General features: G+C 61.1%; 17 protein-coding genes and 1 pseudogene. 12 read left to right on the plus strand and 6 right to left on the minus strand.

What is annotated here, in order from left to right; genetic code table 11:
* Positions 1-10 precede the first annotated feature (10 nt).
* The 6 genes from EN845_RS06615 (at position 11) to EN845_RS06640 (ending at position 8,098) form a co-directional block, all read left to right on the plus strand.
* The gene (locus tag EN845_RS06615) at positions 11-1,339 is read left to right on the plus strand and encodes an FMN-binding glutamate synthase family protein (RefSeq protein ID WP_135880812.1); all 1,329 of its coding nucleotides are present in this window, start codon (positions 11-13) and stop codon (positions 1,337-1,339) included.
* Positions 1,340-1,365: 26 nt separating this feature from the next.
* Complete coding sequence (gene glnT, locus EN845_RS06620) at positions 1,366-2,709, plus strand: type III glutamate--ammonia ligase (protein ID WP_135906906.1); 1,344 nt, start codon at positions 1,366-1,368, stop codon at positions 2,707-2,709.
* A gap of 112 nt (positions 2,710-2,821) precedes the next feature.
* Positions 2,822-4,075: a sarcosine oxidase subunit beta family protein gene (locus EN845_RS06625; RefSeq protein ID WP_135880810.1), complete on the plus strand. Its 1,254-nt coding sequence runs from the start codon at positions 2,822-2,824 to the stop codon at positions 4,073-4,075.
* Positions 4,076-4,099: 24 nt separating this feature from the next.
* Positions 4,100-4,423 (plus strand): sarcosine oxidase subunit delta, encoded by a 324-nt coding sequence (locus EN845_RS06630; protein ID WP_135880809.1) that lies wholly within the window; start codon positions 4,100-4,102, stop codon positions 4,421-4,423.
* Positions 4,420-7,473: a sarcosine oxidase subunit alpha family protein gene (locus EN845_RS06635; protein ID WP_135906908.1), complete on the plus strand. Its 3,054-nt coding sequence runs from the start codon at positions 4,420-4,422 to the stop codon at positions 7,471-7,473. The genes EN845_RS06630 and EN845_RS06635 overlap by 4 nt, the downstream gene beginning before the upstream one ends.
* A complete protein-coding gene (locus EN845_RS06640; RefSeq protein WP_245511649.1) occupies positions 7,466-8,098 on the plus strand; it encodes a sarcosine oxidase subunit gamma family protein in 633 nt (210 codons plus the stop codon). Before EN845_RS06635 ends, EN845_RS06640 begins: the two co-directional genes overlap by 8 nt.
* A gap of 308 nt (positions 8,099-8,406) precedes the next feature.
* Here EN845_RS06640 and folK read toward each other — a convergent pair whose 3' ends face one another.
* The 6 genes from folK to EN845_RS06665 form a co-directional block, all read right to left on the minus strand.
* Complete coding sequence (folK, locus tag EN845_RS06645) at positions 8,407-9,339, minus strand: 2-amino-4-hydroxy-6-hydroxymethyldihydropteridine diphosphokinase (protein WP_167531268.1); 933 nt, start codon at positions 9,337-9,339, stop codon at positions 8,407-8,409.
* Positions 9,336-9,560 carry a hypothetical protein gene (locus EN845_RS35360; RefSeq protein ID WP_167531269.1) on the minus strand — a complete coding sequence of 75 codons (225 nt, stop codon included), beginning with the start codon at positions 9,558-9,560 and terminating at the stop codon, positions 9,336-9,338. Before EN845_RS35360 ends, folK begins: the two co-directional genes overlap by 4 nt.
* Position 9,561: 1 nt before the next feature.
* Complete coding sequence (locus EN845_RS06650) at positions 9,562-11,241, minus strand: formate--tetrahydrofolate ligase (protein ID WP_135906914.1); 1,680 nt, start codon at positions 11,239-11,241, stop codon at positions 9,562-9,564.
* A 43-nt stretch (positions 11,242-11,284) separates the two neighbouring features.
* A complete protein-coding gene (gene folD, locus EN845_RS06655; RefSeq protein ID WP_135906917.1) occupies positions 11,285-12,196 on the minus strand; it encodes a bifunctional methylenetetrahydrofolate dehydrogenase/methenyltetrahydrofolate cyclohydrolase FolD in 912 nt (303 codons plus the stop codon).
* Positions 12,197-12,476: 280 nt separating this feature from the next.
* Positions 12,477-14,186, minus strand: a complete 1,710-nt coding sequence (locus EN845_RS06660; protein WP_135906919.1) for an APC family permease — start codon at positions 14,184-14,186, stop codon at positions 12,477-12,479.
* A gap of 1,139 nt (positions 14,187-15,325) precedes the next feature.
* Positions 15,326-16,543: an ROK family transcriptional regulator gene (locus tag EN845_RS06665; RefSeq protein ID WP_135906921.1), complete on the minus strand. Its 1,218-nt coding sequence runs from the start codon at positions 16,541-16,543 to the stop codon at positions 15,326-15,328.
* Between the two features lie 256 nt (positions 16,544-16,799).
* Here EN845_RS06665 and EN845_RS06670 point away from each other — a divergent pair, with 256 nt between their 5' ends.
* The 6 genes and pseudogenes from EN845_RS06670 to xylA all read left to right on the plus strand — a co-directional run bounded on the left by EN845_RS06670 (position 16,800) and on the right by xylA (position 23,691).
* Complete coding sequence (locus EN845_RS06670; RefSeq protein WP_135880802.1) at positions 16,800-18,092, plus strand: glycoside hydrolase family 30 beta sandwich domain-containing protein; 1,293 nt, start codon at positions 16,800-16,802, stop codon at positions 18,090-18,092.
* A gap of 46 nt (positions 18,093-18,138) precedes the next feature.
* Positions 18,139-19,407, plus strand: coding sequence for an ABC transporter substrate-binding protein (locus tag EN845_RS06675; protein ID WP_245511650.1), 1,269 nt, complete (start codon positions 18,139-18,141; stop codon positions 19,405-19,407).
* A 60-nt stretch (positions 19,408-19,467) separates the two neighbouring features.
* Entirely contained in the window at positions 19,468-20,388 is a 921-nt protein-coding gene (locus EN845_RS06680; RefSeq protein ID WP_135906923.1) for a sugar ABC transporter permease, read from the plus strand.
* A complete protein-coding gene (locus tag EN845_RS06685; RefSeq protein WP_027030997.1) occupies positions 20,385-21,215 on the plus strand; it encodes a carbohydrate ABC transporter permease in 831 nt (276 codons plus the stop codon). Before EN845_RS06680 ends, EN845_RS06685 begins: the two co-directional genes overlap by 4 nt.
* Positions 21,216-21,255: 40 nt before the next feature.
* Positions 21,256-22,260, plus strand: coding sequence for an ATP-binding cassette domain-containing protein (locus tag EN845_RS06690; protein ID WP_135906924.1), 1,005 nt, complete (start codon positions 21,256-21,258; stop codon positions 22,258-22,260).
* Positions 22,261-22,369: 109 nt separating this feature from the next.
* Positions 22,370-23,691, plus strand: a pseudogene (gene xylA, locus EN845_RS06695) (xylose isomerase).
* The last annotated feature ends 305 nt before the right edge of the window (positions 23,692-23,996 follow it).

A 23,996-nucleotide genomic window follows, 5' to 3' on the forward strand; every position in this document is an offset into this window, starting at 1 on the left:
GGCCAGCATCATGACCTATCAGAATCCGCCAACCATCCCGCGCAAATCCGCGACGTTCGACGACTATACGATGTCGGAAATCCGCCGCGCCGCGGCCACGGGCATCTACGATATTCGCGGTAGCGGCGCCAAGCGCAAGCTCCCGCACTTCGATGACCTTTTGTTCCTCGGCGCGTCAATCTCCCGCTATCCGCTCGAAGGTTACCGTGAAAAGTGTGACACGACCGTCATACTCGGCGCACGCAACGCCAAGAAGCCGATTACATTGAAGATCCCGATCACTGTTGCCGGCATGAGTTTTGGCTCGCTGTCTGGCCCAGCCAAAGAGGCGCTGGGACGCGGTGCCACGCTGTCGGGAACATCAACGACTACCGGCGATGGCGGGATGACCGAGGAAGAACGAGGCCACTCGCAAACGCTGGTCTATCAGTATCTGCCCTCGCGTTATGGAATGAACCCGCGCGATCTTCGCCGCGCCGACGCAATCGAGATCGTTGTAGGCCAGGGCGCTAAGCCCGGCGGCGGCGGCATGCTGCTTGGCCAGAAGATCTCTGACCGTGTTGCCGAAATGCGCACGTTGCCCAAGGGGATCGACCAGCGTTCGGCTTGCCGGCATCCTGACTGGACAGGACCTGACGATCTTGAGATCAAGATTCTCGAGATCCGTGAGATCACCGATTGGGAAAAGCCTATCTACGTCAAGGTCGGTGGCGCACGTCCTTATTATGACACCGCGCTTGCGGTGAAGGCGGGTGCCGACGTGGTCGTGCTTGATGGAATGCAGGGCGGCACCGCCGCAACCCAGGAAGTGTTTATTGAAAACGTGGGCCAGCCTATACTTGCCTGCATTCGGCCCGCCGTCCAGGCGTTGCAAGATCTCGGCATGCACCGAAAGGTGCAACTCATCGTCTCTGGAGGCATCCGCAACGGCGCCGATGTCGCCAAGGCGTTGGCGCTGGGGGCCGATGCCGTGTCGATCGGAACGGCGGCGCTTATTGCTCTAGGCGACAACGATCCGCGTTGGGAGTCCGAGTACCAGAAACTTGGAACCACTGCTGGCGCATATGACGACTGGCACGAAGGCAAGGATCCGGCCGGTATCACCACGCAGGACCCCGAGCTGATGAAGCGGGTCGATCCGATCGCGGCGGGGCGACGGTTGGCCAACTACCTGAAGGTGATGACGCTGGAAGCGCAGACGATCGCGCGTGCGTGCGGGAAGAATCATCTGCACAATCTGGAGCCGGAGGACCTTTGTGCCCTGACGCTTGAGTCAGCAGCCATGGCCGGCGTGCCTTTGGCTGGCACGAACTGGGTACCGGGCAAAAACACCTTCTGATTCAGCAAAGCTGGGAGAGACAAGCTATGGGAACGGCTTTCGAGAGCAAACTGGAGCCTAAGGCGGCAACCGATCTGGGTGAATTCGCCAAGGCGCGGAGCATCAAGTATTTCATGATCTCCTATACCGACCTTTTTGGTGGGCAGCGCGCCAAGCTGGTTCCCGCTCAAGCAATCGCCGACATGCAGAAGGATGGTGCCGGTTTTGCCGGCTTCGCCACCTGGCTCGACCTGACGCCGGCACATCCCGACATGCTGGCGGTTCCGGATGCCTCCTCCGTCATCCAACTGCCGTGGAAGCGGGATGTAGCCTGGGTCGCCTCAGACTGCGTGATGGAAGGCAAAGGCGTCGAACAGGCGCCACGCAACACACTCAAGCGTCTGGTGGCGGACGCGGCCGAATTGGGCATGCGCGTCAAGACCGGTGTCGAGCCGGAGTTCTTCCTGACGACGCCGGGGGGAGAAAAAATCTCCGACGAGTACGATACCGCGGCGAAGTCCTGCTACGACCAGCAGGCCGTCATGCGTCGCTACGATGTCATCGCCGAGATCTGTGACGCCATGCTGGAGCTTGGCTGGAACCCCTATCAGAATGACCATGAGGACGCGAACGGCCAGTTCGAGATGAACTGGCAGTATGACGACGTGCTGCCGACCGCGGACAAGCACTCGTTCTTCAAGTTCATGGTCAAGTCGATCGCAGAAAAGAACGGCTTGCGCGCCACCTTCATGCCGAAGCCATTCCAGGGTCTGACCGGAAATGGCTGCCACGCCCACATCTCGGTATGGGACCTTGCCGGCAAAACCAATGCGTTCGCAGACAAGAGCATGGAGCTGGGCCTTTCCCAACAGGGCCGGCATTTCCTCGGCGGGATCATGAAGCATGCCTCGGCACTTGCCGCGATCACCAATCCCACGGTCAATTCCTACAAGCGCATCAATGCCCCACGCACGATCTCCGGCGCGACATGGGCTCCCAACACGGTGACCTGGACCGGCAACAACCGAACCCACATGGTGCGCGTGCCTGGCCCTGGCCGCTTCGAACTCCGCCTGCCCGATGGCGCCGCCAACCCTTATCTCATGCAGGCCGTCATTCTCGCTGCTGGTCTTTCCGGAATTCGCACGAAAGCCGATCCGGGCGAACGCTCCGACATCGACATGTACAAGGACGGCCACAGCGTAACCAACGGTCCGAAGCTACCGCTAAACCTGCTCGACGCGCTGCGCCAATACGACAAGGACATCGAACTCAAGGCCGCGATGGGCGAGGAGTTTTCGACGGCGTTTCTCAAGCTGAAGCATCAGGAATGGAACTCCTATGCCTCCCATTTCACGCAATGGGAACGCGATCACACACTGGACGTCTAAATCCAAAGAGTCCGCGTGGAAAACGGCTCCGTTGCCGCCTCCGCTACCTCCCAGGGCCCGGCGGAGCCGTTTTCGAACATTTTGGAAGTGCAACTTTCGCAGAATTGACCCGATGAAATACTCCATCTTCTCCCTGGCGCGTGCGGCATTGTCCGGGCACAAAAACTGGTCCCGTACCTGGCGTGACCCGGCGCCTAAAAGTCGTTATGACGTCGTGATCATCGGCGGCGGCGGCCACGGGCTGGCCACTGCCTATTTCCTGGCCCACAAATACGGCATCAGGAATGTCGCCGTACTGGAAAAGGGCTGGATCGGCTCCGGCAATGCCGGCCGCAACACCACCATCATCCGCTCCAACTACATGCTGCCCGGCAATACCGGCTTCTACGAGCTGTCGATGAAGCTGTGGGAGCGGATGGAACAGGACCTCAACTACAACACGATGGTCAGCCAGCGCGGCATCATCAACCTCTACCATTCCGACGCCCAGCGCGACGCCTTCGCGCGGCGCGGCAACGTCATGCGCATCAACGGCATCGACGCCGATCTGCTCGACGCCACGCAGATCCGCAAGATGCTGCCGTTCCTCAACTACGACAATGCACGCTTCCCGATCCAGGGCGGACTGCTGCAACGCCGCGCGGGCACGGCGCGCCACGACGCCGTCGTGTGGGGCTATGCCCACGCGGCTGACAAGCTTGGCGTCGATGTCATCCAGAACTGCGAAGTGACCGGCTTCATCCGCGACCAGAACGGCGCGATCACCGGTGTCGAGACGTCGCGTGGCAGGATCGGCGCCGGCAAGGTCGGCATGGCGGTCGCTGGCAGCTCCTCGAAGGTGGCGGCGATGGCCGGCCTGCGCCTGCCGATCGAAAGCCACGTGCTGCAGGCCTTCGTGTCGGAAGCGATCAAGCCACTCATTCCCGGCGTCATCACCTTTGGCGCCGGCCATTTCTACGTCAGCCAGTCCGACAAGGGCGGCCTGGTCTTCGGCGGTGATCTCGACGGCTACAATTCCTATGCCCAGCGCGGCAACATGCCGGTCATGGAGGATGTCTGCGAAGGCGGCATGGCGCTGATGCCGATGATCGGCCGGGTGCGCATGCTGCGCCAGTGGGGCGGCATCATGGACATGTCCATGGACGGCACGCCGATCATCGATCGCTCGCCGGTCGACGGCCTCTACATCAATGCCGGCTGGTGCTACGGCGGTTTCAAGGCGACACCTGCCTCAGGCCTGACCTTCGCGCATCTGCTCGCCCGCGACGAACCGCATGAGGAAGCCAAACGCTTCCGCCTCGACCGCTTCCAGCGCGGCTTTATGATCGACGAAAAGGGGCAGGGGCCCCAGCCTAACCTTCACTGAAGACCAGAACAGGACTATCGGGAAATGCGCATAGCATGTCCATTTTGTGGAACGCGCGAAGTTGGCGAGTTCACCTATCTCGGTGACGCCAAGCCGAAGCGCCCAGCCATGGTGGCACTCGACGTTGCCGGCGGTGCCGTCGGCGAGGCGGAGGCGTTCTACGATTACGTCTATCTGCGCGACAACGTCTCCGGAGAGATGAACGAATACTGGTACCACGGCGGTGGTTGCCGCTCCTGGCTCCGCGTTACCCGCAACACCGCCACGCATGAAATCACATCGGTCGAGGCGGCGCCCGGCGCAGGCGCCAGCTCTTCGCCGGCTCCAACCGCAGGCGTTAGATCATGACCGGCTCGCTGACGCTCACCTCCGCGCAAGGCAAGCCCGCGGCAGGTGCCAAGGTTCCCACGGCGGCTTCCGGCAGCGCCCAATCCAACCGCCTCGTCACCGGCGGCCTGATCGACCGCGCCGCACCGCTGAACTTCGCCTTCGACGGCAAGACGATGACTGGCTTTGCTGGTGACACGCTTGCCTCCGCGCTCGTCGCCAACGGCGTCAGGCTGGTTGGCCGCTCGTTCAAATACCATCGCCCGCGCGGCATCCTGACGGCGGGGTCGGAAGAGCCGAACGCGCTGGTCGAATTGCGCAGCGGCGCCCGTCGCGAAGCCAACACCAAGGCGACCACCACCGAGCTTTATGACGGCCTCGACGCGCTGAGCCAGAACCGCTGGCCATCTCTGCGCCACGACGTGATGGCGGTCAACCAGCTCCTGTCGCCGATCTTCGTCGCTGGCTTCTACTACAAGACCTTCATGTGGCCGGCGAAGTTCTGGGAGATGATCTATGAGCCCGCCATCCGTCGCGCCGCCGGCCTTGGCCGATCGAGCGGCCTGGCTGATCCGGATCACTACGACAAGGCCTGGGCGCATTGTGACGTGCTGGTGGCGGGCAGTGGCCCGGCCGGCATCTCCGCCGCACTCGCCGCCGGCCGCGCCGGCGCCCGCGTCATTCTCGCCGAGGAAGACAGCCGCGTCGGCGGCAGGCTCTTGTCCGATCACGCTGAGATCGACGGGCTGTTTTCGCGCGAATGGCTGACCAATGCGCTTGCCGAGCTCTCGTCCTTGCCCAACGTTCGCATCATGACCCGCACGGCGGTGTTCGGCGTCTACGACGGTGGAACCTATGGCGCCCTCGAACGCGTCAACGACCATGTGGCGACGCCCGCCAAGCATCGGGTCCGCCAGCGGCTCTGGCGCATCGTCGCCAAGCGTTGCGTGGTGGCGGCCGGCGCCATCGAGCGCCCGATCGTGTTTTCGGGTAATGATCGCCCAGGGGTGATGATGGCTTCGGCGGTCCGCACCTATATCGACCGTTTCGCCGCGACGCCGGGCAAGCGCATCGCGCTGTTCACCAACAATAATGACGGCTGGCAAACCGTCGAAGCAGCGCTGCGTGCCGGCATCGAGATATCCGGCGTCATCGATTCACGCCCGCACATTCCCGACCAGTTCCGGGCGGTTGCCGAGGCTTCCGGCTTCCGCGTCTTCAACGGCGTCGTCAGTGACGCCAGCGGCGGCGTGTCGGGAATAAGCAGGATCAGCATCGCCCAAGCCAGTGGCGGGACAGCGGAGATCGCCGCCGACACGCTGGCCATGTCCGGTGGCTGGAACCCGTCGGTCGGCCTGTCCTCGCATCAGCGCGGCCGACCCACCTGGCGCGACGACATTGCCGCCTTCGTGCCGGGCGATTGTCCGCCTGGAATGACTGTTTCTGGTGCGGCCAACGGTGACTTTTCGCTCAGCGCCTGCTTGCGTGGCGGTCATGCCTCGGGCATCGAGGCCGCCGCCGAATGCGGCCACAAGCAAAAGGCCGGCGCCGCGTCCGCGGCCGTCGCGGAGGTATTCTCGATCGCGCCGCTGTGGCATGTCGAGGGCAAGCACAAGGCATTCGTCGACTTCCAGCATGACGTCACGGCGTCGGACATTGCGCTCGCCCAGCGCGAAGGCTTTGAATCGGTCGAGCATCTGAAGCGGTACACGACGCTTGGCATGGCGACGGACCAGGGCCGCAACTCCAACGTCACCGGTCTTGCCATCATGGCCGAAGTCAGCGGGCGCACGATCCCGCAGACCGGCACCACCATCTACCGGCCGCCGCAGGTTCCGGTTGCCATCGGTGCCCTTGCCGGCCACCATCGCGATGAAAAATTCCATTCGACTCGGTTGACGCCCTCGCACCGCTGGGCCGCCGAGCGCGGCGCCGTATTCGTCGACACCGGCCTGTGGAAGCGCGCGCAATGGTATCCGCTGCCCGGCGAAAAGGACTGGCTGACGTCGGTTGACCGCGAAGTGCTGACGGTGCGCAACGGCGTTGGTTTCTGCGATGTCTCCACGCTCGGCAAGATCGACGTAATGGGTCCCGACGCCGGCGCCTTCCTCGACCGCGTCTACATCAACATCTTCTCCTCGCTCGGCGTCGGCAAGGCGCGCTATGGCCTGATGCTGCGCGACGACGGCATCGTCATGGACGACGGCACCACGTCGCGGCTGGCCGAGGATCATTTCTTCCTGACCACCACCACGGCCAAGGCAGGTCCGGTGATGCAATATCTCGAATATTGCCGTCAGGTGCTGTGGCCTGAACTCGACGTGCAACTGACATCGTGCACCGACCAGTGGGCGCAATTCTCGATCGCCGGGCCGAAAACCCGCGATCTGCTGCGCGAGATCGTCGACCCGGCCGAAGACCTGTCCAATGAAGGCTTCCCCTTCATGGGCGTGCGCGAGGTGAAGCTGCGCGGCGGCGTCACGGCCCGGCTGTTCCGCATTTCCTTCTCGGGTGAAATGGCCTTCGAGATTTCCGTGCCGGCGCGCTATGGCGACGCCCTGGTGCGCAACCTGATGATTGCCGGCAAGCCGTTCGGCGTCATCTCGTATGGCACCGAGGCGCTCGGCGTCATGCGCATCGAGAAGGGCCACGTCGCAGGTCCCGAACTCAACGGCACGACGACGGCGGGTGATCTCGGCCTCGGCAAGATGGCGTCGAAGAAGAAGGATTTCGTCGGCCGCGTTCTCGCCGCTCGCGAAGGCCTCGTCGATCCGAACCGCCAGGTTGTGGTCGGCCTGAAGCCGGTCGACAAGGCACGACGGCTGCGTTCGGGCGCGCACATCATCCCCAAGGGCGCGATACCGGGACCCGACACCGACCAGGGCTACGCAACCTCGGTCTGCCACTCGCCGATGCTTGGCCAGTGGATCGGCCTTGGCCTGGTCGAGCGCGGCCGCGAGCGCTTTGGCGAAATCGTCCGTGTGCATGACCCATTGCGCGGCGAGGACTACGACGTCGAGATCTGCAATCCGGTCTTCTACGATCCCGAGGGAGGACGCCAGCGTGGCTGATTTTACCTGGACCGCCAGTTCGCCGCTGCAGCATGCAGCCGCTCCTGGTCGCCGAGGCGCGGCCGTGCTTCAACCTGGCATCGTCTTGTCGGAGGTGCGCGACTTCAGCCTGGTCCTGGTCTTCGCCCGGCGCGGGCAGGGGCCGGCCACCGCCAAGGCCGCCAAGGCACGGTTTGATGTAGAAGCGCCGTCAACGCCCCAGGCCGTCGCGGGCGAGTCCGCCACGCTGATCTGGTCAGGGGCCGACCAGTTCTATGCCCTGTTTGCCAACGCGGAGGGGCAATCGCCGGTCGACGCGCTACGCGAAAGTTTTGCAGGCAAGGCGTCGCTTTCCGATCAGTCAGACGGCCGGGCGCTGATCCGGATATCCGGCCCAAGCGCGCGCAAGATGCTGGCCAAGCTGTCATCGCTCGATCTGGACGATACGGTCTTCCCCGTCGGTGCGGCTGCCGCGACCTCGATCGACCACACCGGCGTCAATTTGTGGCGCGGCGCCAACGCCGCCGATGGATCGCCAATCTTCAACGTCCTGGTTTTCACCAGCTTTGCCGATAGCATCTGGCATAGCATCTTGGACGCATCGGCCGAATATGGCACTGAGATCGTCGCTTCTCATGGGCTCTAGCGGAAACTTCATTTTTGGCGGTCGACTGCCTGCAGTCAACCCAAATCAAGCGCGTCGCCTGGTGGAGACATCAATGCAGCACTGCCGCTTTAAGTGTCATCCTCGACCGTACTGACGTGAATCTCGGTCGGCACGAGGGGCAGAGCCTTTGTAGGACGGCGCATCGATAACCTGTCTCCCCCGAGCGAAGCTCGCTTGACTAGGCTGTATCGCTCAACGGATCGCCTCTATAGTTGTGGCGCTCCCATGCACTCGGACCACAATCATGAACCATCAAAGCTCGGGATCAAACATCCGGCTGAAATCGATCAAGAGGGGTCATCCAGTCTAACGACGTCGCCGGCAATGCGCTGGAGCTGCGCCACAGCGTTCCCGACAAGTCGTCCCATTACTTTTTGCTCCGATGCGATCTCGGCCAAGGGTACCAGCACAAATGCACGATTGAACATTTCCGGATGAGGCAGGGCATAGCCTGGGAGGCGAATTTCCGCGTCACCAACGAACAGAACGTCGATATCAATGAGACGAGGCCCCCACGGTCTCTCTGGTGTACGCCCAATCTGGCTTTCGATCGCTTTGCAACGTTGCAGCAGATGGCGTGGAGACAGACTGGTCAAGCCGATTGCACAGCCGTTGACAAACCAATCCTGGTCCGTCGCGCCCCAGGCAGCCGTCTTGTAGAAATGTGAGACGGCATCGATTTCCACGCCTTCTTCGAGGCTGAGCAATGACAATGCGGCGCGAAGGTTCGCCTGTTTGTTGCCTATGTTGCTGCCAAGGGCAAAGGCTACCCGCGACTTGCGCGCGCGGCGTACTTCGATTCCGACATGATCCAAGGCGTGGGCAATCGGGGCAGAAGGCTTGCGGATCCGGACCAGCACCTCAGACACCGATGGAAATCCGACAAGAACTCTCTCGGCGATACGGTCACCGAGCGTTTCGATCAACCTAAAGGGGCCGGAAGCCGACACCTCGACCGCGAGGTTGCATAGCGTGGCGTAGCAGACGGCCTTCGAATAGTCGTCGTCACGCACGCATTGTTCAAGATCCGACACGCAATCGATATCGATGAAAAATTTCTGCCCCAGACGCGTCTCTTCGCTCAGCACTCCATGATACCCGTGTACGCAGAGGTTGGACACAAAAACCCGGTCGGTCACCGCCGCGATGCTGGGCCTCGGCGAATCCTCAAGCAGACCGGCTGAGTGACGGGTGGTGGGAGATGCGAACGGGACGTTCAATTGACCGCCCGTTCCAGTTCCCGCGATTTCGGGAAGCTTCCTGAGGCCTTGAAATTTTCGTCGGAAACTTTTCCAACTCCCGTCGGCGGCATGCCTGCGACATCCTCGTTGTGCGGATAAAACGGCATTGCTGCCAGCGGGTCTTGGCTGGCAGCAAGTCCGGTGGAGTGCGGCGAACACATGACGGTTTGCACAGCAATCGTCGCCGCTAACCCGTGCATCTCAGAACAGGCCTTCGATCTGGCCGGCCTCGTTGAGGAATATCTTTTCCGAAGATGGCGCCTTAGGCAGGCCGGGCATGGTCATGACCTCGCCGCAGATGATGACGACGAAGCCGGCGCCCGCCGAAAGCCTGACCTCACGCACCGGCACGGTGTGGCCGGTCGGCGCGCCGCGCAGGTTCGGGTCGGTCGAGAAGGAATACTGGGTCTTGGCCATGCAGACCGGCAGATTGCCGTAGCCGGCGTCTTCCCAGGCCTTGAGCTGGTCGCGCACCGACTTGTCGGCGATCGCTTCCGAGCCGCGATAGATGCGCTGGACGATGGTGTTGATCTTCTCGAACAGCGGCATGGCATCGGGATAGAGCGGCGCGAACTGCGAGGCGCCGGATTCGGCCAATGCCACCACCTTCTTGGCGAGTTCCTCGATGCCGGCCGAGCCCTTGGCCCAGTGCTTGCACAGGATCGCCTCTTCTCCCATCGAGGCGACGTAGTCCTTCATCGCCTGGATTTCGGCGTCGGTGTCGGAATAGAAGTGGTTGATGGCAACCACCGCCGGCACGCCGAACTGGCGGATGTTCTCGATGTGGCGGCCGAGGTTGGCGCAGCCCTTCTTCACCGCCTCGACGTTTTCCTTGCCGAGGTCTTCCTTCTTGACGCCGCCATTCATCTTCATGGCGCGCACGGTGGCGACGATGACGGCGGCTGCCGGCTTGAGGCCCGCCTTGCGGCACTTGATGTCGAAGAATTTTTCAGCGCCGAGATCAGCGCCAAAGCCGGCTTCGGTGACGACATAGTCGGCGAGCTTCAGCGCCGTGGTGGTGGCGACGACAGAGTTGCAGCCATGGGCGATGTTGGCGAACGGGCCGCCATGGACGAAGGCCGGGTTGTTCTCCAGCGTCTGCACGAGGTTGGGCTGCATGGCGTCCTTGAGCAGAACGGCCATGGCGCCGTCGGCCTTGAGGTCGCGGGCGTAGACCGGCGTCTTGTCACGGCGGTAGGCGACAATGATGTCGCCGAGGCGCTTTTCCAGATCCTTCAGGTCGTTCGACAGGCACAGGATAGCCATGACTTCCGAGGCGACAGTGATGTCGAAGCCGGCCTCGCGCGGAAAACCGTTGGCGACGCCGCCGAGCGAGCAGATGATTTCGCGCAGCGCCCGGTCGTTCATGTCCATGACGCGGCGCCAGACAACGCGGCGGGTGTCGATGCCGAGCTCATTGCCCCAGTAGATGTGGTTGTCGATCAGCGCCGAAAGCAGATTGTGCGCCGTGGTGATGGCGTGGAAGTCGCCGGTGAAGTGGAGGTTCATGTCCTCCATCGGCACGACCTGCGCGTAGCCGCCGCCGGCAGCGCCGCCCTTGACGCCGAAATTCGGGCCGAGCGAAGCTTCGCGAATGCAGACGATCGCCTTCTTGCCGATGCGGTTCAGGCCATCGCCGAGGCCGACCGTGGTGGTGGTCTTGCCTTCGCCGGCCGGCGTCGGGTTGATGGCGGTGACTAGGATCAGCTTGCCGTCCTTGTTACCCTTCACCGACTTGATGAATTCGGCCGAGATTTTCGCCTTGTCGTGGCCATAGGGCAAAAGGTGCTCGGTCGGGATGCCGATCTTCTGGCCGATCTCCTGGATCTGCTTTTTCTTGGCACCGCGCGCGATCTCGATGTCGGATGATACTTCGGCCATGGGTTCTGCCTTAATGAGGGTTCGGATTGAGCGGACGATGCGCCTATTGAGCGCGCGATGTAGCGGAAAGTGATAGCGGCGCCTGCCCGGCTGCGCGGCGGGCAGCGGTCAAGGTATTGGCCATGAGCATGGCGATCGTCATCGGCCCGACACCGCCTGGAACCGGGGTAATGTTGCCCGCCACAAGTTCGGCTTCTGCGTAGGCCACATCGCCAACCAGCCGGGGCTTTCCCTCGCCATTAAAGACACGGTTGATCCCGACGTCGACGACGGTTGCCCCCGGCATGATCCAGTCACCTCTGATCATTTCCGCTCGGCCAACTGCAGCGATCAATATGTCAGCGGTCCGGCAAAGCGCGGGCAAATCCTTGGTTCGGCTGTGGGCAACAGCTACGGTGGCATTCGCGTTGAGCAACAGGCTCGCCATTGGCTTGCCGACGATGTTGGAACGACCCACCACCACAGCATTGAGACCAGAAAGGTCACGGCCGCGTGCACGTTCTATCAGCAGCATGGATCCAGCTGGCGTGCACGGCACGAAAGCTGTGTCGAGCTCACCGGTGCCGAGTTTGCCGACATTGATGAAATGGAAGCCGTCGACATCCTTGTCTGGTGCGATCGTTTGAATGATCCGCCCTGTGTCTATGTGAGACGGCAGAGGCAGTTGCACCAGAATGCCGTGGACCGAAGCGGTCGCATTGAGCTTTTCGATGAGCTCGACAAGCTCTGCCTCGTTGATATCGGCTGGCAATGTGTGTTGCACCGAGTGGAAGCCGCACTCCTTGGCCTTCTTGCCCTTTGAGGAGACGTAGACCTGGCTCGCCGGGTCCTCGCCCACGATAACGACAGCAATACCTGGCGTGACGCCGCTGGAGGCTATCAAGTCAGCGGTCGCAGCCTTAACTTGATTGACCACGTCGGCCGAAGCGAGCTTACCGTCCATCACTTTCGCCATCGGTCGGATGACTCCTCATCGTTCGTGCAAGGCAGGAAATCCCTTTGCGTCCAGGGCGCCAGATTCCGCATTGCGGGGGTGACTCGAAATCCGAGCTTTGGCCTAAAGGTCGCTGATTTCTCGGGCGGAGTCGTATCAGCGGAGCAACGCAAATGTCAACTAAGATGCAATAAATATTCATCACAAGAATATTTGACTGGCGCCGGCTTGCGGGTTTCGGACTGCCGAAACTTTTAGGAGGGGCCAGCTCGCGCCGGTCCCTCCTCGTCGGTTGGCTGGCTCAGAGAACGAAGAACCAGTTGGCAAGCAGCACCACCATTATGCCGGCTAGAAGGGTCAGGTATGGCAGGATGCCAGCTTTCCTGACGCTCAGGTCGCTCGGCGTCATGCCAAGGTCGTCAAGCATGTGCTCGGGGAATTTCCCGCCGTCCTGGACATAGTGACGGAAGCAGAAGACCGGGAGGATCAAAGCTGCGGTGATCAAACCGGCCCATAGAGCCATTGGATTCCAGACCTTTGCGCCGGCACCCATAAAGGCCGCATTGCAATAGGCAAAAAGCGCACCGAGCGTAATCAGCCAAGTCGGTGCCCGCCACGGCCGCTTGATGGCGCCATTGTCTATGCGATGTATCCAGCCGGAGTTCAGGTTGAGGAAGTTGAAGATGATGTAGCCGCAGTTCGACACAGCCAGGATAAAGAAGAAGCTTGTCGCGTCAGCGGAGGCGATGGCCAGTACGATCAGATTGAATATCAGGTCGGTCCACATGGCGCGCGTGGGGGCACCATGCTCGTTGACATGGCTAAGATAGCGCGGCAGCCACCCATCGACGGAACCTTGATAAAGCGTGCGTGAGGACCCAGCCATTGCCGTCATGATGGCGAGCAGCAACGCCAAGATCATCAGCATGACGAGCAAGGTCTTTACCAAGCCGCCACCGCCGACCATGCCCGCGAGAGCATCGGCGACGCCTGAGCCGTCCACGATCGGCGTAGCCAGCATGCCATTCAATCCGAGCACGCCTTGAAAGGTGAACGGGACCAGCACGAAGAGCAGCATGCACAACAGCCCGGAATAGAAAATGGCCTTGAATGTATCAGTAGCCGGGTTCTTGAACTCAGACGTGTAGCAGACGGCAGTTTCGAATGCATAAGTGGACCATGCCGCGATGAACATACCTCCAAGAACAAGCGTCCAACCGCCAATGTTCCATGCGCCGGGGGCGGGTGCATAGGGGGCGGCGAGCGGAACGAAGGGAGCATAGTTGGCCCAATTGATCTGACCTGTGATGATAGGCACGACGCCAACGATCAGCAGTGGAACGATGACCAGCAGTCCTACGACTTTTTGAACCGCCGCTGTTCCAAGAATGCCTCGGTGTTGGATGGCGAAGGTGATGAGCATCAGCACTGCGCCGATGAAGAACGTGGCGTTGAGAGAGAAACCGACCGGTCCCAGATTATGACTGTAGAGCGTCCATGTACGAATGGCGGGCGTTGCGGCAGCGGTCACTGCTGCGAGGGCATCTGTAGCACTCGCGCCAACGTTCGCGGCAAGATATTGGGCGACTTCTGGCGAGGCAGCTGTGAAAATGGGCACGGGCGTCAGGGCATTGAGAATGTAAGCCGCAGCAATTGAGCAACCAAGCGACAGCACCGGTGACCAAGCGAACCAGTTACACCATACGGACAACGGTGCCACGAATTTGGAATAGCGAAGCCAGGCCGTTGCCCCGTAGACCGAGGCGCCGCCTGACTTATTGGGAAAAAGGCCCGCGATTTCGGCATAGGTAAAAGACTGAATAAAGCCCATCGTCATGGATGCGATCCAGATCGCTAAGGCGACGTTGCCGGCCGTCCCCGCAATGCCGCCGATCGAAAACAGGACCAATGGTGGCACGCCGCTGGCCACCCAGAATGCGCCACGCCAGTCGATGGTTCTGTGCAGTTGCCCCGCCGGCTCTGCAGGGCTTGTGTCGACGAGTGAACTCATTTGCTAGCTCCCATTGTTGTAGATCTCATCCTGGCACAGGCCCTACCACGTTGCGTGTCGGTTCACTTAATCAACCCAGAGTTGCTGGAATGACCGCAAAGCACACATCATGTGGATCAGAGCATGCCTCCTCTAGGGATTGTTCGTTCTGATCGCTGTTAATTCAGGCAGGATCCGCCGGTCGCGGCGCAGCAAAGTCCCCAGATCCCCCTCACCAGATGATTGCTGGTAAGAAAAAAATTTCACTGTGAGGAGAATACTTGGTCTTTCCGGCCTGTCAAGAAGGTTTCGGTTGGCATGTAATCGAGGCCTGACACCAAAACATGCGCGTGGCGGTTTGTGTCCCGCCTCCGTGTCAAACGAGAGGTCAAGTCGATTGCTCCGCGTGTTTCTCGGTTCGAGGTCGCAACATTTGGATGGTGCCTCTGGGGAGTGTTCTCAACTGGTCGTCGGCGAATTGGGTGCTCCTTGGGCGGGTTTCAGGGTGCTCGTTTCTAAGCACACGGCCTTGCCGACAACAGCCATCCTGCACCTGCCCGACTCCGAGCAGGTGCGTGACTGTGTGTGGTTGAGATCGATCGGTTTGCTGATCAACTCCAGATGCAGAAACCACGCAAGGATGGCTGCGCAATCGGAATTTAGAACGCCACACAGGCCTTGGATGAGGAACAAAGGTCGGGGCCCACTGCCCGGCGATCTCATATACTTCGGCGTGTGGGCTCATCCTAGTCGGATGAGTCTGAGGAGAAAGCGTCCGGCAGCAGAGCGGACGCCCCTGAGCGGCCGGAATGTTGCAGAGCAAATCTTCGCAGCACGGGACGGCGGCGGCATGGAATGGCGTGCAGATCGGCGGACTGCTCTGAGTTCATTGCGGCCACATCGAACTGCCCCTGAGGGGGTCAAACTTGCATAACATGCTGGCCTGAACTTGGTCTGGTCTCCAGAGTTCACTTCGGAACCAGTAATGGCCCGGCAATCCGGTGACTCTCGCTGCCAACTTAAAATCAGACGTTCTGCACCAAGGACTCGCTGCATCCTCTTCAATGGCCGACAATGGATTTCGACAAAGGCCGGAAGACGACCGGGCAGGTCGCTACGGGCGGGTGCGATCACCCGCGACGGCAGCCTCACAGATATTGCTAGCCGCGTCTTTCGGTGAAGGGTTCGTTTCCGGTTGGGCGCGCACCACTCTCGCGCTCAAACCCCGCAGTGCCTTCGAAGTCGAAGAACTTCTGAATCGCGAGTGCCGAAGCGCCTCGGGACCAGACGTTGTTGTCCCAGTCAATTTCGATCGGCGGCGGGGTCGCGAACGAGGATTCGCGGACAGCGGCAATGAGGGGCTCGATAAGCGCCGGGCCAAAACGAACCGCTTCTCCGCCGACGATGACGACTTCCGGGTCGATGAGATCGATCAGGCCGCTGAGCCGGTGACCGATCTCGCGGCCGACTTCGCTGAGATAGTCCAGAGCGAGCCGTTCGCCTGCTTCGATGGCCTGCTGTAGGTCGGCAGGGAGCTTGCGGGAGCGCTTGCTGATTTCAATCCAGGCGCTGTCCATGGCTGGCTCGGAGAGACGCCGATCCCAATTCAAGCGGTCCTGCGTCGCAATCGAGTCATCGCCGTCCTTGACGGGGAACCCGATCTCGCCAGCCGCGGATCGCGCCCCACGATGGATCTGGCCATTGAAAATCAGCGCCGCCCCGACGCCCGTGCCTATGATCAACACCAGCACCGAACTGCGTCGCCGTCCGTGTCCGAAGAGCTGCTGGGCTATGGCGAACGCATTGACGTCGTTGTCGACCCAGACGGGTACGCTGATCTGCGACGCGATCATTTCCGCGATCGGCACGTCCCACCATCCCAGGCGCTGCGAAACCAGACAGACGCCACGGTTGACGTCGACCAATCCTGGCATCGCCATGCCGATGCCGACAAGTTTCTGCCGGCCTTCGCGCCGATCACCCATAAGCGTGGCCACGCCCTCCTTGACGGCATGGGCGACGGCCACGGGGCCGTGGTCGGGGAGCGGCAGTTCGCAGGCGCCAAGCGTACGGGTGGAAAGGTCCGTGAGTGTGCCCTCCAGCCGGCCCTCCGTCAGCTTGAACCCGATGGACCAATGTCTGGCATAGTCGATGCTGAGTGGTATCGGCCGGCGGCCGCCGCTGCTTTGGGTGCTCTTGCCTTCCAAGACGATGCCTTCGTCGATCAGTGCGGCCGTGACACCGGTAACCGCGGCTGGGCTCAGACCTGTCATCGCAGCTATCTCGACCCGGCTTAGATCACCTTCCCGACGCAGGCAGTTGAGTATCAGGCGCCGGTTCATCGCCCGCGTCGTATTTTGATCCGCCTTGAGTTTCATGACTTACTTCATTCTGTGAATTAAGTATTGCATTAGCGCGCATGATGCCCTATGAAGGCTGAAGAGATCAAGCCGCGTAACGATGCGGCAGATCGCTCCCGGGGAGGGGTTCCGGACCGAGCTAACACGACTGTTGCCGCCCATGGGCAGCAACAGCAGGTGATTTTTGCAATGCACGCCTCTTTCCCGCGAGGGCATGGAGCATCGTCTCCAGTTTGCCCTCGACGGCGGAGCTGTGCGCGGAGAACAGGCGGCTATGGCACCACAACTCAGATCGTCTTCGCCAAGCGCCCAATGGGCTACGATCCGCGTCGACGCGCATCAGGCGTCGGACAGTCCATCCGTCTGGGCGGATGGCGTGGTTACGCCCGACTTCAAGGGTTTCGGCGGCTGCTTCAACGAGCTTGGGTGGAAGGCCCTTTCGCATCTCGACGAAAACGAGCGCGGCGAGGTGCTCGGTGCCCTGTTCTCGGACGATGGCTGCGCCTTCAACTATTGCCGGCTCCCGATCGGGGCCAACGATTACGCGGAGAGTTGGTACAGCCACAACGAGACCGAGGGGGACTTCGCCATGGAGACCTTCTCGATAGCCCGCGACCGGCAATATCTGATCCCTTACATCAGGGCCGCGCGCGCGGTGCGTGGCGACGATTTCCATCTCTTCGCCTCGCCGTGGAGCCCGCCGACCTGGATGAAGTTCCCGCGGGCGCATAACCACGGAACGTTGATCTGGGAGCCGCGCTATCGCCACGCCTATGCGAATTACTTCGTCCGTTTCGTCAAGGCATACGAGGACGAGGGGATCGCGATCAATGCGGTGCACGTCCAGAACGAGCCGAACTCGGATCAGAAATTTCCTTCCTGCATTTGGACAGGCGCGAAAATGCGCGACTTCATCCGCGACGATCTGGGAGCTGCCTTCAGGTCTGCCGGCCTTGATGCCGAGATATGGGCGGGCACGATCGAGCGCGGCGACTTCAATGACTGGGCGGGCACCATTCTGTCGGATCCGGCTGCGGCCTCTTTCGTGAAGGGGATGGGATTCCAATGGGCCGGCAAGCACGGCGTGCAGCGAACGCGCCAGGCCTTTCCAGATCTGCCGATTATTCAGACCGAAAACGAATGCGGTGACGGCGCCAACAGTTGGGATCAAGCCCACTACGTCTTCGACTTGATCCAGCATTACCTGAGCAATGGAGCCGAGGCTTACCTTTACTGGAACATGGTGCTGGAGCCCGGAGGCGTCAGCACCTGGGGCTGGCGCCAGAACGCCATGGTGACCGTCGATCCCACCACGCGCAGCGCCATTTTCAATCCCGAGTTCTACGTCATGAAGCACTTCGCCGGCTTCGTGCGACCGGGCGCGGCCGTATTGAAGACCGGTGGCCCGATGGCCGCAAACACCCTGGCTTTCCGCAACCTCGATGGCGGCGAAGTCTTCGTCGTGCAGAACGCGCAGGATATCGAGAGGACGATCACGGTCCGGGGCAGCCGTGAATCGGCAACTTTGAACCTCGCCCCCTTTTCCATAAGTACGCTCACTCTTTGAAACCAAGCGGCGGGCGCCAAGCCCGTTCTCTAGGGAGGAAACCGAAATGAAAAAATTGTCAGGCTTGCCCATGCTGGGGGCAGCATCGCTTCTGGCCACATTCTTTGCATCTGCGGCGTTCGCGGATGTGACGGTCCACGTTCTTCGGCCAGAGGTACCGAATACCGAAAAGGCCTATCACCAAAAGATGGCCACGGACTTCGAGAAGTCGCATCCAGGTGTCGATATCGCTTTCGAATACATCGCCAACGAGGCCTACAAGCAGAAGCTTACGACGCTGCTGCAGTCGGATCAGAAACCGGACCTCATTTTCAGTTGGGCGGGGGGCGTGCTCACGCAACAGGCCAAAGCCGGCGTTCTCCAGGACATCTCCGCATCCGTCACCAGCCAGTGGTCGGCGTCGATCGCTAGCGCCGGATTGTCGGCGTTCACCGTCAACGGAAAAGTCTATGGCATGCCGGTCAACGCGAGCGATGTGGTGTTTTGGACCAATCTCGATCTCGCAAAGAAGGCTGGTGTCGACCCTGAAAGCATCAAGACCTGGGATGATTTTCTGGCAGCGGTCAAGAAGGCAAAGGAGGCTGGTGTCACGCCGATCATGGTTGGCGGCAAGGACAAATGGCCACTGCACTTCTACTACGGCTATCTGTGGGTGCGTGAGGCGGGCAAGGACGGAATGGCCGCGGCCATGGGCGGCGAAGGCGACGGTTTCTCTGCCGCGCCCTTCGTGAAGGCTGGCGAGGACTTCAAGAAACTCGTCGATCTGCAGCCCTTCGAGGCTGGTTTCATGGATACCACGTTCGAGCAGGCGACGGGCCAGTTCGGGGACGGCAAGGCCTTGTTTCATCTCATGGGCGATTGGGAGTACGGGACCGAGAAGCAGAATTCGGTCAGCGGCAAGGGCATTCCGGACGACAAGCTCGGAACCATACGCTTCCCTGCGGTTGCAGGTGGGGCCGGCGAGGCCACCGACACGTTCGGGGGCATCAACGGTTACGCGGTCATTGCCGGAGCACCACCGGAAGCGGTCGAATTCCTGAAATACATGACCGACACCGAAAATCAGAAGCTGGCGGGCGCCCAGGGTCTCTTCATACCGATCGCCAAGGGCGTGGAAGAGAGCATTGCGAATCCCTTCTTCCGCAAGATGTCCGAGGCGCTCGCTGTCTCGAAGTTCCATCAGATCTTTCTCGATCAGGCGCTCGGATCCGATGTCGGGGCCACGGTCACGGACGTGGCCGCGGATCTGGCCCAAGGCGTCGTCACGCCAGAGGCGGCGGCAAAGACCGTGCAGGACGCCTGGTCCATGCGCTGATGGCTTTGACCGGGCGCGAACCACGCGCCCGGTCTTTCAATCCATCCAGGGAGGATGAAAATGACCGAGCTTGCTGCGCCCGGACTAGCTCCGAGCATGCGTAGTGGAAGGCGCTTCACCAGCCAAACCAGCGCCCTCCTTCTGATGTTGCCGCCCGCGCTGGTGCTTTTCACATTGTTTGTGGCGTTACCTCTGTTCGACGCCGCGTACTACAGCCTGTTCAAGTGGGACGGCTACGGCACACCGACAGATTTCATCGGTCTGGACAATTTCAAGCAGGCCCTGGGCCATGCCGTCTTCTGGCAAGCAGTACGCAATACGCTGATCGTGCTTGCGGTTTCCGTTTTCATTCAGCTGCCCATCGCGTTGGGCCTCGCCTTGCTGATCTACGAGAAGACCCCTGCCAATACGTTGTTTCGCCTCATCTTCTTTCTGCCTTTCATCCTGGCCGAGGTGGCTTCGGGCCTGATCTGGAGTTTCGTATTCGACGGCAACACCGGGGTGGCCGCCGCTCTCTTCCACGCGCTGGGAATGGAGCCCGTCTTCATTCTCGCGGATCGCCACTGGGCATTCGCGGCCATTACGCTGGTCGTCGTCTGGAAATACTTCGGGTTTCACATGATGATCTATATCGCCGCCCTGCAGGGCGTGCCCAGGGAAATGCTGGAGGCGGCGCGGCTGGAAGGCGCTGGGCGTTGGGCCATCGTGCGCCATGTCCAGGTGCCGATGATCGCCTCGGCCATCGGCGTGTCGGTGTTTTTCTCCATCGTCGGCTCCTTGCAACTCTTCGACGTTGTGATCCCGCTCACCAATGGTGGCCCGTCCAACTCCACGCATACGATTGTCACCTATCTCTACACTTTCGGCCTCACCCGAACGCGTATCGGCTTCGGAAGTGCAGTCGGCGTCATGCTGTTCGTCACCGCTGTCGCTTTCGCCGTTCTCTACCAACGCCAGATTAGCAAGGGGAGCCGGTCATGAATGCGTTCAGATTTCTTCCAGCGCTTGGAAAGGCCGCCGTCCTGCTGGTCTTTACCGGTTTCGTGCTGGGGCCGTTAACGGTCGCCGTCTTTGGCGGCTTCAAGACCAATGGCGAACTCCGCGTCAATCCCTTTGGCATCCCGCAGCAATGGGACTTCGAGTTCTACGCGGCCATGCTGGGCGATCCGGCGTTCTGGCGCTACATGGGAAACTCGCTGATCATCTCGCTGTTGACCGTGTTTTTGACCCTGATCGTCTCAGCGGCGGCGGCTTATGTCTTCGCCCAGATCCGCTTTCTTGGGTCGAGAATGATGCAAGCCTATCTGCTGGCGGGTCTTGTCTTTCCGTTCGCCACCGCGATCCTGCCGCTATTCATCAAGGTGCGTGACCTCGGGCTGCTCGACAGCTACTGGGCCGTTATCCTGCCCCAGACAGCTTTTGGCCTTTCGCTTTCGATCATGCTGTTCAAGACGTTCTTCGAACAGTTGCCGAAGGATCTCTTCGAGGCGGCACATGTCGAAGGCTGCGGCTATGTCCGGTTCTTCTGGCAATTCACGCTGCCCCTCTCGACGCCGATTCTGGCGACCGTCGGGGTGTTCGTGTTCGTTCAGAGCTGGAACAATTTCCTGCTGCCGCTCGTCGTCATCAACTCGCGGGAACTGTTCACCTGGCCACTCGGAATGATGCAGTTTCGAGGCGAATATCTCTCGGAGTGGAACCGCACCCTGGCTTTCATATCCCTGACCATTCTGCCTGCGGTCGCCTTCTTCATCGCGGCCCAGAAATACATCGTTGCCGGACTGACGGGAGGGGCGGTCAAAGGCTGACCGTTTCTGTCGGACACCAAAGAAACCTAGGGAGGAATTCATGGCCGCCGTCGAACTTTCGAGCATCAACAAGACCTTTGGTTCTGTCGAGACCATACCCAACCTGACGCTCTCCATTCCCCATGGCTCTTTCACCGTGCTGGTCGGTCCGTCCGGTTGTGGCAAGTCCACACTGCTCCGGATGGTCGCCGGCCTGGAACAACCGACGAAGGGATCGATTGCCATCGGCAATCGTGACGTCACCCACGAGGAACCGTCGAAACGCGGCATCTCGATGGTCTTCCAGTCCTATGCGTTGTTTCCACACATGACCGTGGAACAGAACATCGACTTCGGTCTGCGGCTCGCCAAGGTTCCGCAGGCGGAACGTGAAGCGCGCGTCGCAGCCGCTGCCGAGGTGCTGCACCTCAAGCCTCTGCTGCAACGCAAGCCGGCGGCACTCTCCGGCGGCCAGCGCCAGCGCGTCGCCATCGGGCGCTCGATCGTCCGAAACCCGGAGGTTTTCCTGTTCGATGAACCGCTTTCCAATCTCGACGCGGCACTGCGTACCCAAATGCGTGTTGAACTCGCGGATCTGCACAAGCGGCTTAACGCGACGATGATCTATGTCACCCACGACCAGGTCGAGGCGATGACACTGGCAGACCAGATCGTCGTGATGAATGCCGGGCGTATCGAGCAGGTCGGGTCGCCGATGGAACTCTACGACGCGCCAAACACCTTGTTTGTCGCTACGTTCATCGGATCTCCGCGCATGAACCTGATATCGGGAGAGAGTGCAAAAGCCGAAGGCGCCGCCACGATCGGCGTACGCCCCGAACATATCGCAATAGACGACGCCAATGGCATCTGGACGGGCAGGTTGCGTTTCGCCGAGCATCTCGGCAACGAGACGATCGCCTATGTGGAGTCGGATGAGGGCGAAATTATCATACGCCTCGCAGGGCATCATGGCCTCACGGACGGGACGCTACGCATGACACCTGACCGGCTGCACCTGCATCGCTTCGATGAGAACGGCCGGCGAATTTCGGCTGTAAACTGACTTTGTCCCGCAATGTAGAAACTGCAGCTGGCCCCGAGGACGGTCCGCTCTTTCCAAAGGCTTCCGGCGCTACCGTGCGATATCTCGCGCCATTTAAAGGAGTTTTCCAATGACCACCGATTTCTTCGGGGGAATCGAGTCCATTCGCTATGAGGGGCCGGATTCGACCAATCCGCTGGCCTACCGCTTCTATAACCCCGATGAGGTCGTGGCCGGCAAGCGGTTGGAAGACCATCTGCGCTTCGCTGTCGCCTACTGGCATTCCTTCGCCTGGCCGGGCGGTGATCCGTTCGGTGGCCAGACCTTCGACCGTCCCTGGTTCCCCAAGGCCGGCGGCATCGACACGATGGAACTGGCCTCAAGGCCGATGTCGCCTTCGAAATGTTCTCGCTGCTCGGCGCGCCCTATTTCTGCTTCCACGACGCCGACGTGCGGCCCGAGGGCAAGGACTTTTCGGAAAGCGCTGCCCGCCTCGACGAGATCGCGGATTATTTCGCCACCAAGATGAAGCAGACCGGCGTCAAGCTGCTCTGGGGCACGGCCAACCTGTTCTCCAATCGCCGCTTCATGTCGGGCGCCGCCACCAACCCCGATCCGGATGTGTTCGCCTATGCGGCGGCGACGGTGAAGAGTTGCATCGACGTCACCAAGCGGCTGAAGGGCGAGAACTATGTGCTGTGGGGCGGGCGCGAGGGCTATGAGACGCTGCTCAACACCGACCTTGGCCGCGAGCAGGAACAGGCCGGCCGCTTCCTCAGCCTCGTCGTCGACTACAAGCACAAAATCGGCTTCAAGGGCACCATCCTGATCGAGCCGAAGCCGCAGGAGCCGACAAAGCATCAGTATGACTACGATGTCGCCACGGTGTACGGTTTCCTCAAGCGCTTCGGCCTGGAAAAGGAAGTAAAACTCAACATCGAACAGGGCCATGCCATCCTGGCCGGCCATTCCTTCGAGCACGAACTGGCGCTGGCCAATGCGCTCGGCGTGTTCGGCTCGATCGACATGAACCGCAACGACTACCAGTCGGGCTGGGACACCGACCAGTTCCCCAACAACGTTCCGGAGATGGCGCTGGCCTATTACCAGGTCCTGCAGGCCGGTGGCTTCAAGACCGGCGGCACCAATTTCGACGCCAAGCTGCGCCGCCAGTCGCTCGATCCGCAGGACCTGCTGATCGGCCATATCGGCGGCATGGACTCTTGCGCACGTGGCTTGAAGGCTGCGGCTCGCATGGTCGAGGACAAGGCGTTGTCGGCGCCGCTGGCCGAGCGCTACGCCGGCTGGAACAGCACCGAGGCCAAGGCGATGCTTTCCGGCAAGCGCACGCTGGAAGACATCGCCGAACGCGTGGTGAAGAAGAAGATCGAGCCGCAGCCGCGCTCCGGACGCCAGGAATTGCTGGAAAACATCGTCAACCGCTACGTCTGACGGCGGAAAGCTGACAGATCACGCTCCATTTCGCGCCTGGATCGGCGCGGCTATTTGGCGAAGACGGCGGCCGCGTCAGGGGAGCGTCCAGCGCATGGCATTGTGGTAATCAGGCCGTTGCGGGACGCGCCAGAGCGCGCGTCGGCGCCACCACTGTCGGCACCTCGATGCTGCGACGCCACTTTGAAAAACGATCGCGGCCAGCGGAGGCGGAATGCAATGCAGCGGCCCTGTCATCGCCGGGCCGGGTTTCGTCGTCTCGGCTTAGTCTGAATGGTCAGCTGCGCTCTGGAAAGCGAATGTTG

This window comes from Mesorhizobium sp. M8A.F.Ca.ET.202.01.1.1, from assembly GCF_004791595.1.
Lineage (GTDB): Bacteria > Pseudomonadota > Alphaproteobacteria > Rhizobiales > Rhizobiaceae > Mesorhizobium.

What these genes read in the sequence shown, in the direction of transcription:
- glnT (WP_135906906.1), top strand. Translation starts at nt 1,366, where the DNA reads ATGGGAACGGCTTTCGAGAGCAAACTGGAGCCTAAGGCGGCAACCGAT.
- EN845_RS06685 (WP_027030997.1), top strand. Translation starts at nt 20,385, where the DNA reads ATGAATGCGTTCAGATTTCTTCCAGCGCTTGGAAAGGCCGCCGTCCTG.
- EN845_RS06665 (WP_135906921.1), bottom strand. Translation starts at nt 16,543, where the DNA reads ATGAAACTCAAGGCGGATCAAAATACGACGCGGGCGATGAACCGGCGC.
- EN845_RS06635 (WP_135906908.1), top strand. Translation starts at nt 4,420, where the DNA reads ATGACCGGCTCGCTGACGCTCACCTCCGCGCAAGGCAAGCCCGCGGCA.
- EN845_RS06660 (WP_135906919.1), bottom strand. Translation starts at nt 14,186, where the DNA reads ATGAGTTCACTCGTCGACACAAGCCCTGCAGAGCCGGCGGGGCAACTG.
- EN845_RS35360 (WP_167531269.1), bottom strand. Translation starts at nt 9,560, where the DNA reads ATGCACGGGTTAGCGGCGACGATTGCTGTGCAAACCGTCATGTGTTCG.
- EN845_RS06680 (WP_135906923.1), top strand. Translation starts at nt 19,468, where the DNA reads ATGACCGAGCTTGCTGCGCCCGGACTAGCTCCGAGCATGCGTAGTGGA.
- EN845_RS06625 (WP_135880810.1), top strand. Translation starts at nt 2,822, where the DNA reads ATGAAATACTCCATCTTCTCCCTGGCGCGTGCGGCATTGTCCGGGCAC.
- folD (WP_135906917.1), bottom strand. Translation starts at nt 12,196, where the DNA reads ATGGCGAAAGTGATGGACGGTAAGCTCGCTTCGGCCGACGTGGTCAAT.
- EN845_RS06615 (WP_135880812.1), top strand. Translation starts at nt 11, where the DNA reads ATGACCTATCAGAATCCGCCAACCATCCCGCGCAAATCCGCGACGTTC.
- EN845_RS06670 (WP_135880802.1), top strand. Translation starts at nt 16,800, where the DNA reads ATGGCACCACAACTCAGATCGTCTTCGCCAAGCGCCCAATGGGCTACG.
- EN845_RS06690 (WP_135906924.1), top strand. Translation starts at nt 21,256, where the DNA reads ATGGCCGCCGTCGAACTTTCGAGCATCAACAAGACCTTTGGTTCTGTC.
- EN845_RS06675 (WP_245511650.1), top strand. Translation starts at nt 18,139, where the DNA reads ATGAAAAAATTGTCAGGCTTGCCCATGCTGGGGGCAGCATCGCTTCTG.
- EN845_RS06650 (WP_135906914.1), bottom strand. Translation starts at nt 11,241, where the DNA reads ATGGCCGAAGTATCATCCGACATCGAGATCGCGCGCGGTGCCAAGAAA.
- EN845_RS06630 (WP_135880809.1), top strand. Translation starts at nt 4,100, where the DNA reads ATGCGCATAGCATGTCCATTTTGTGGAACGCGCGAAGTTGGCGAGTTC.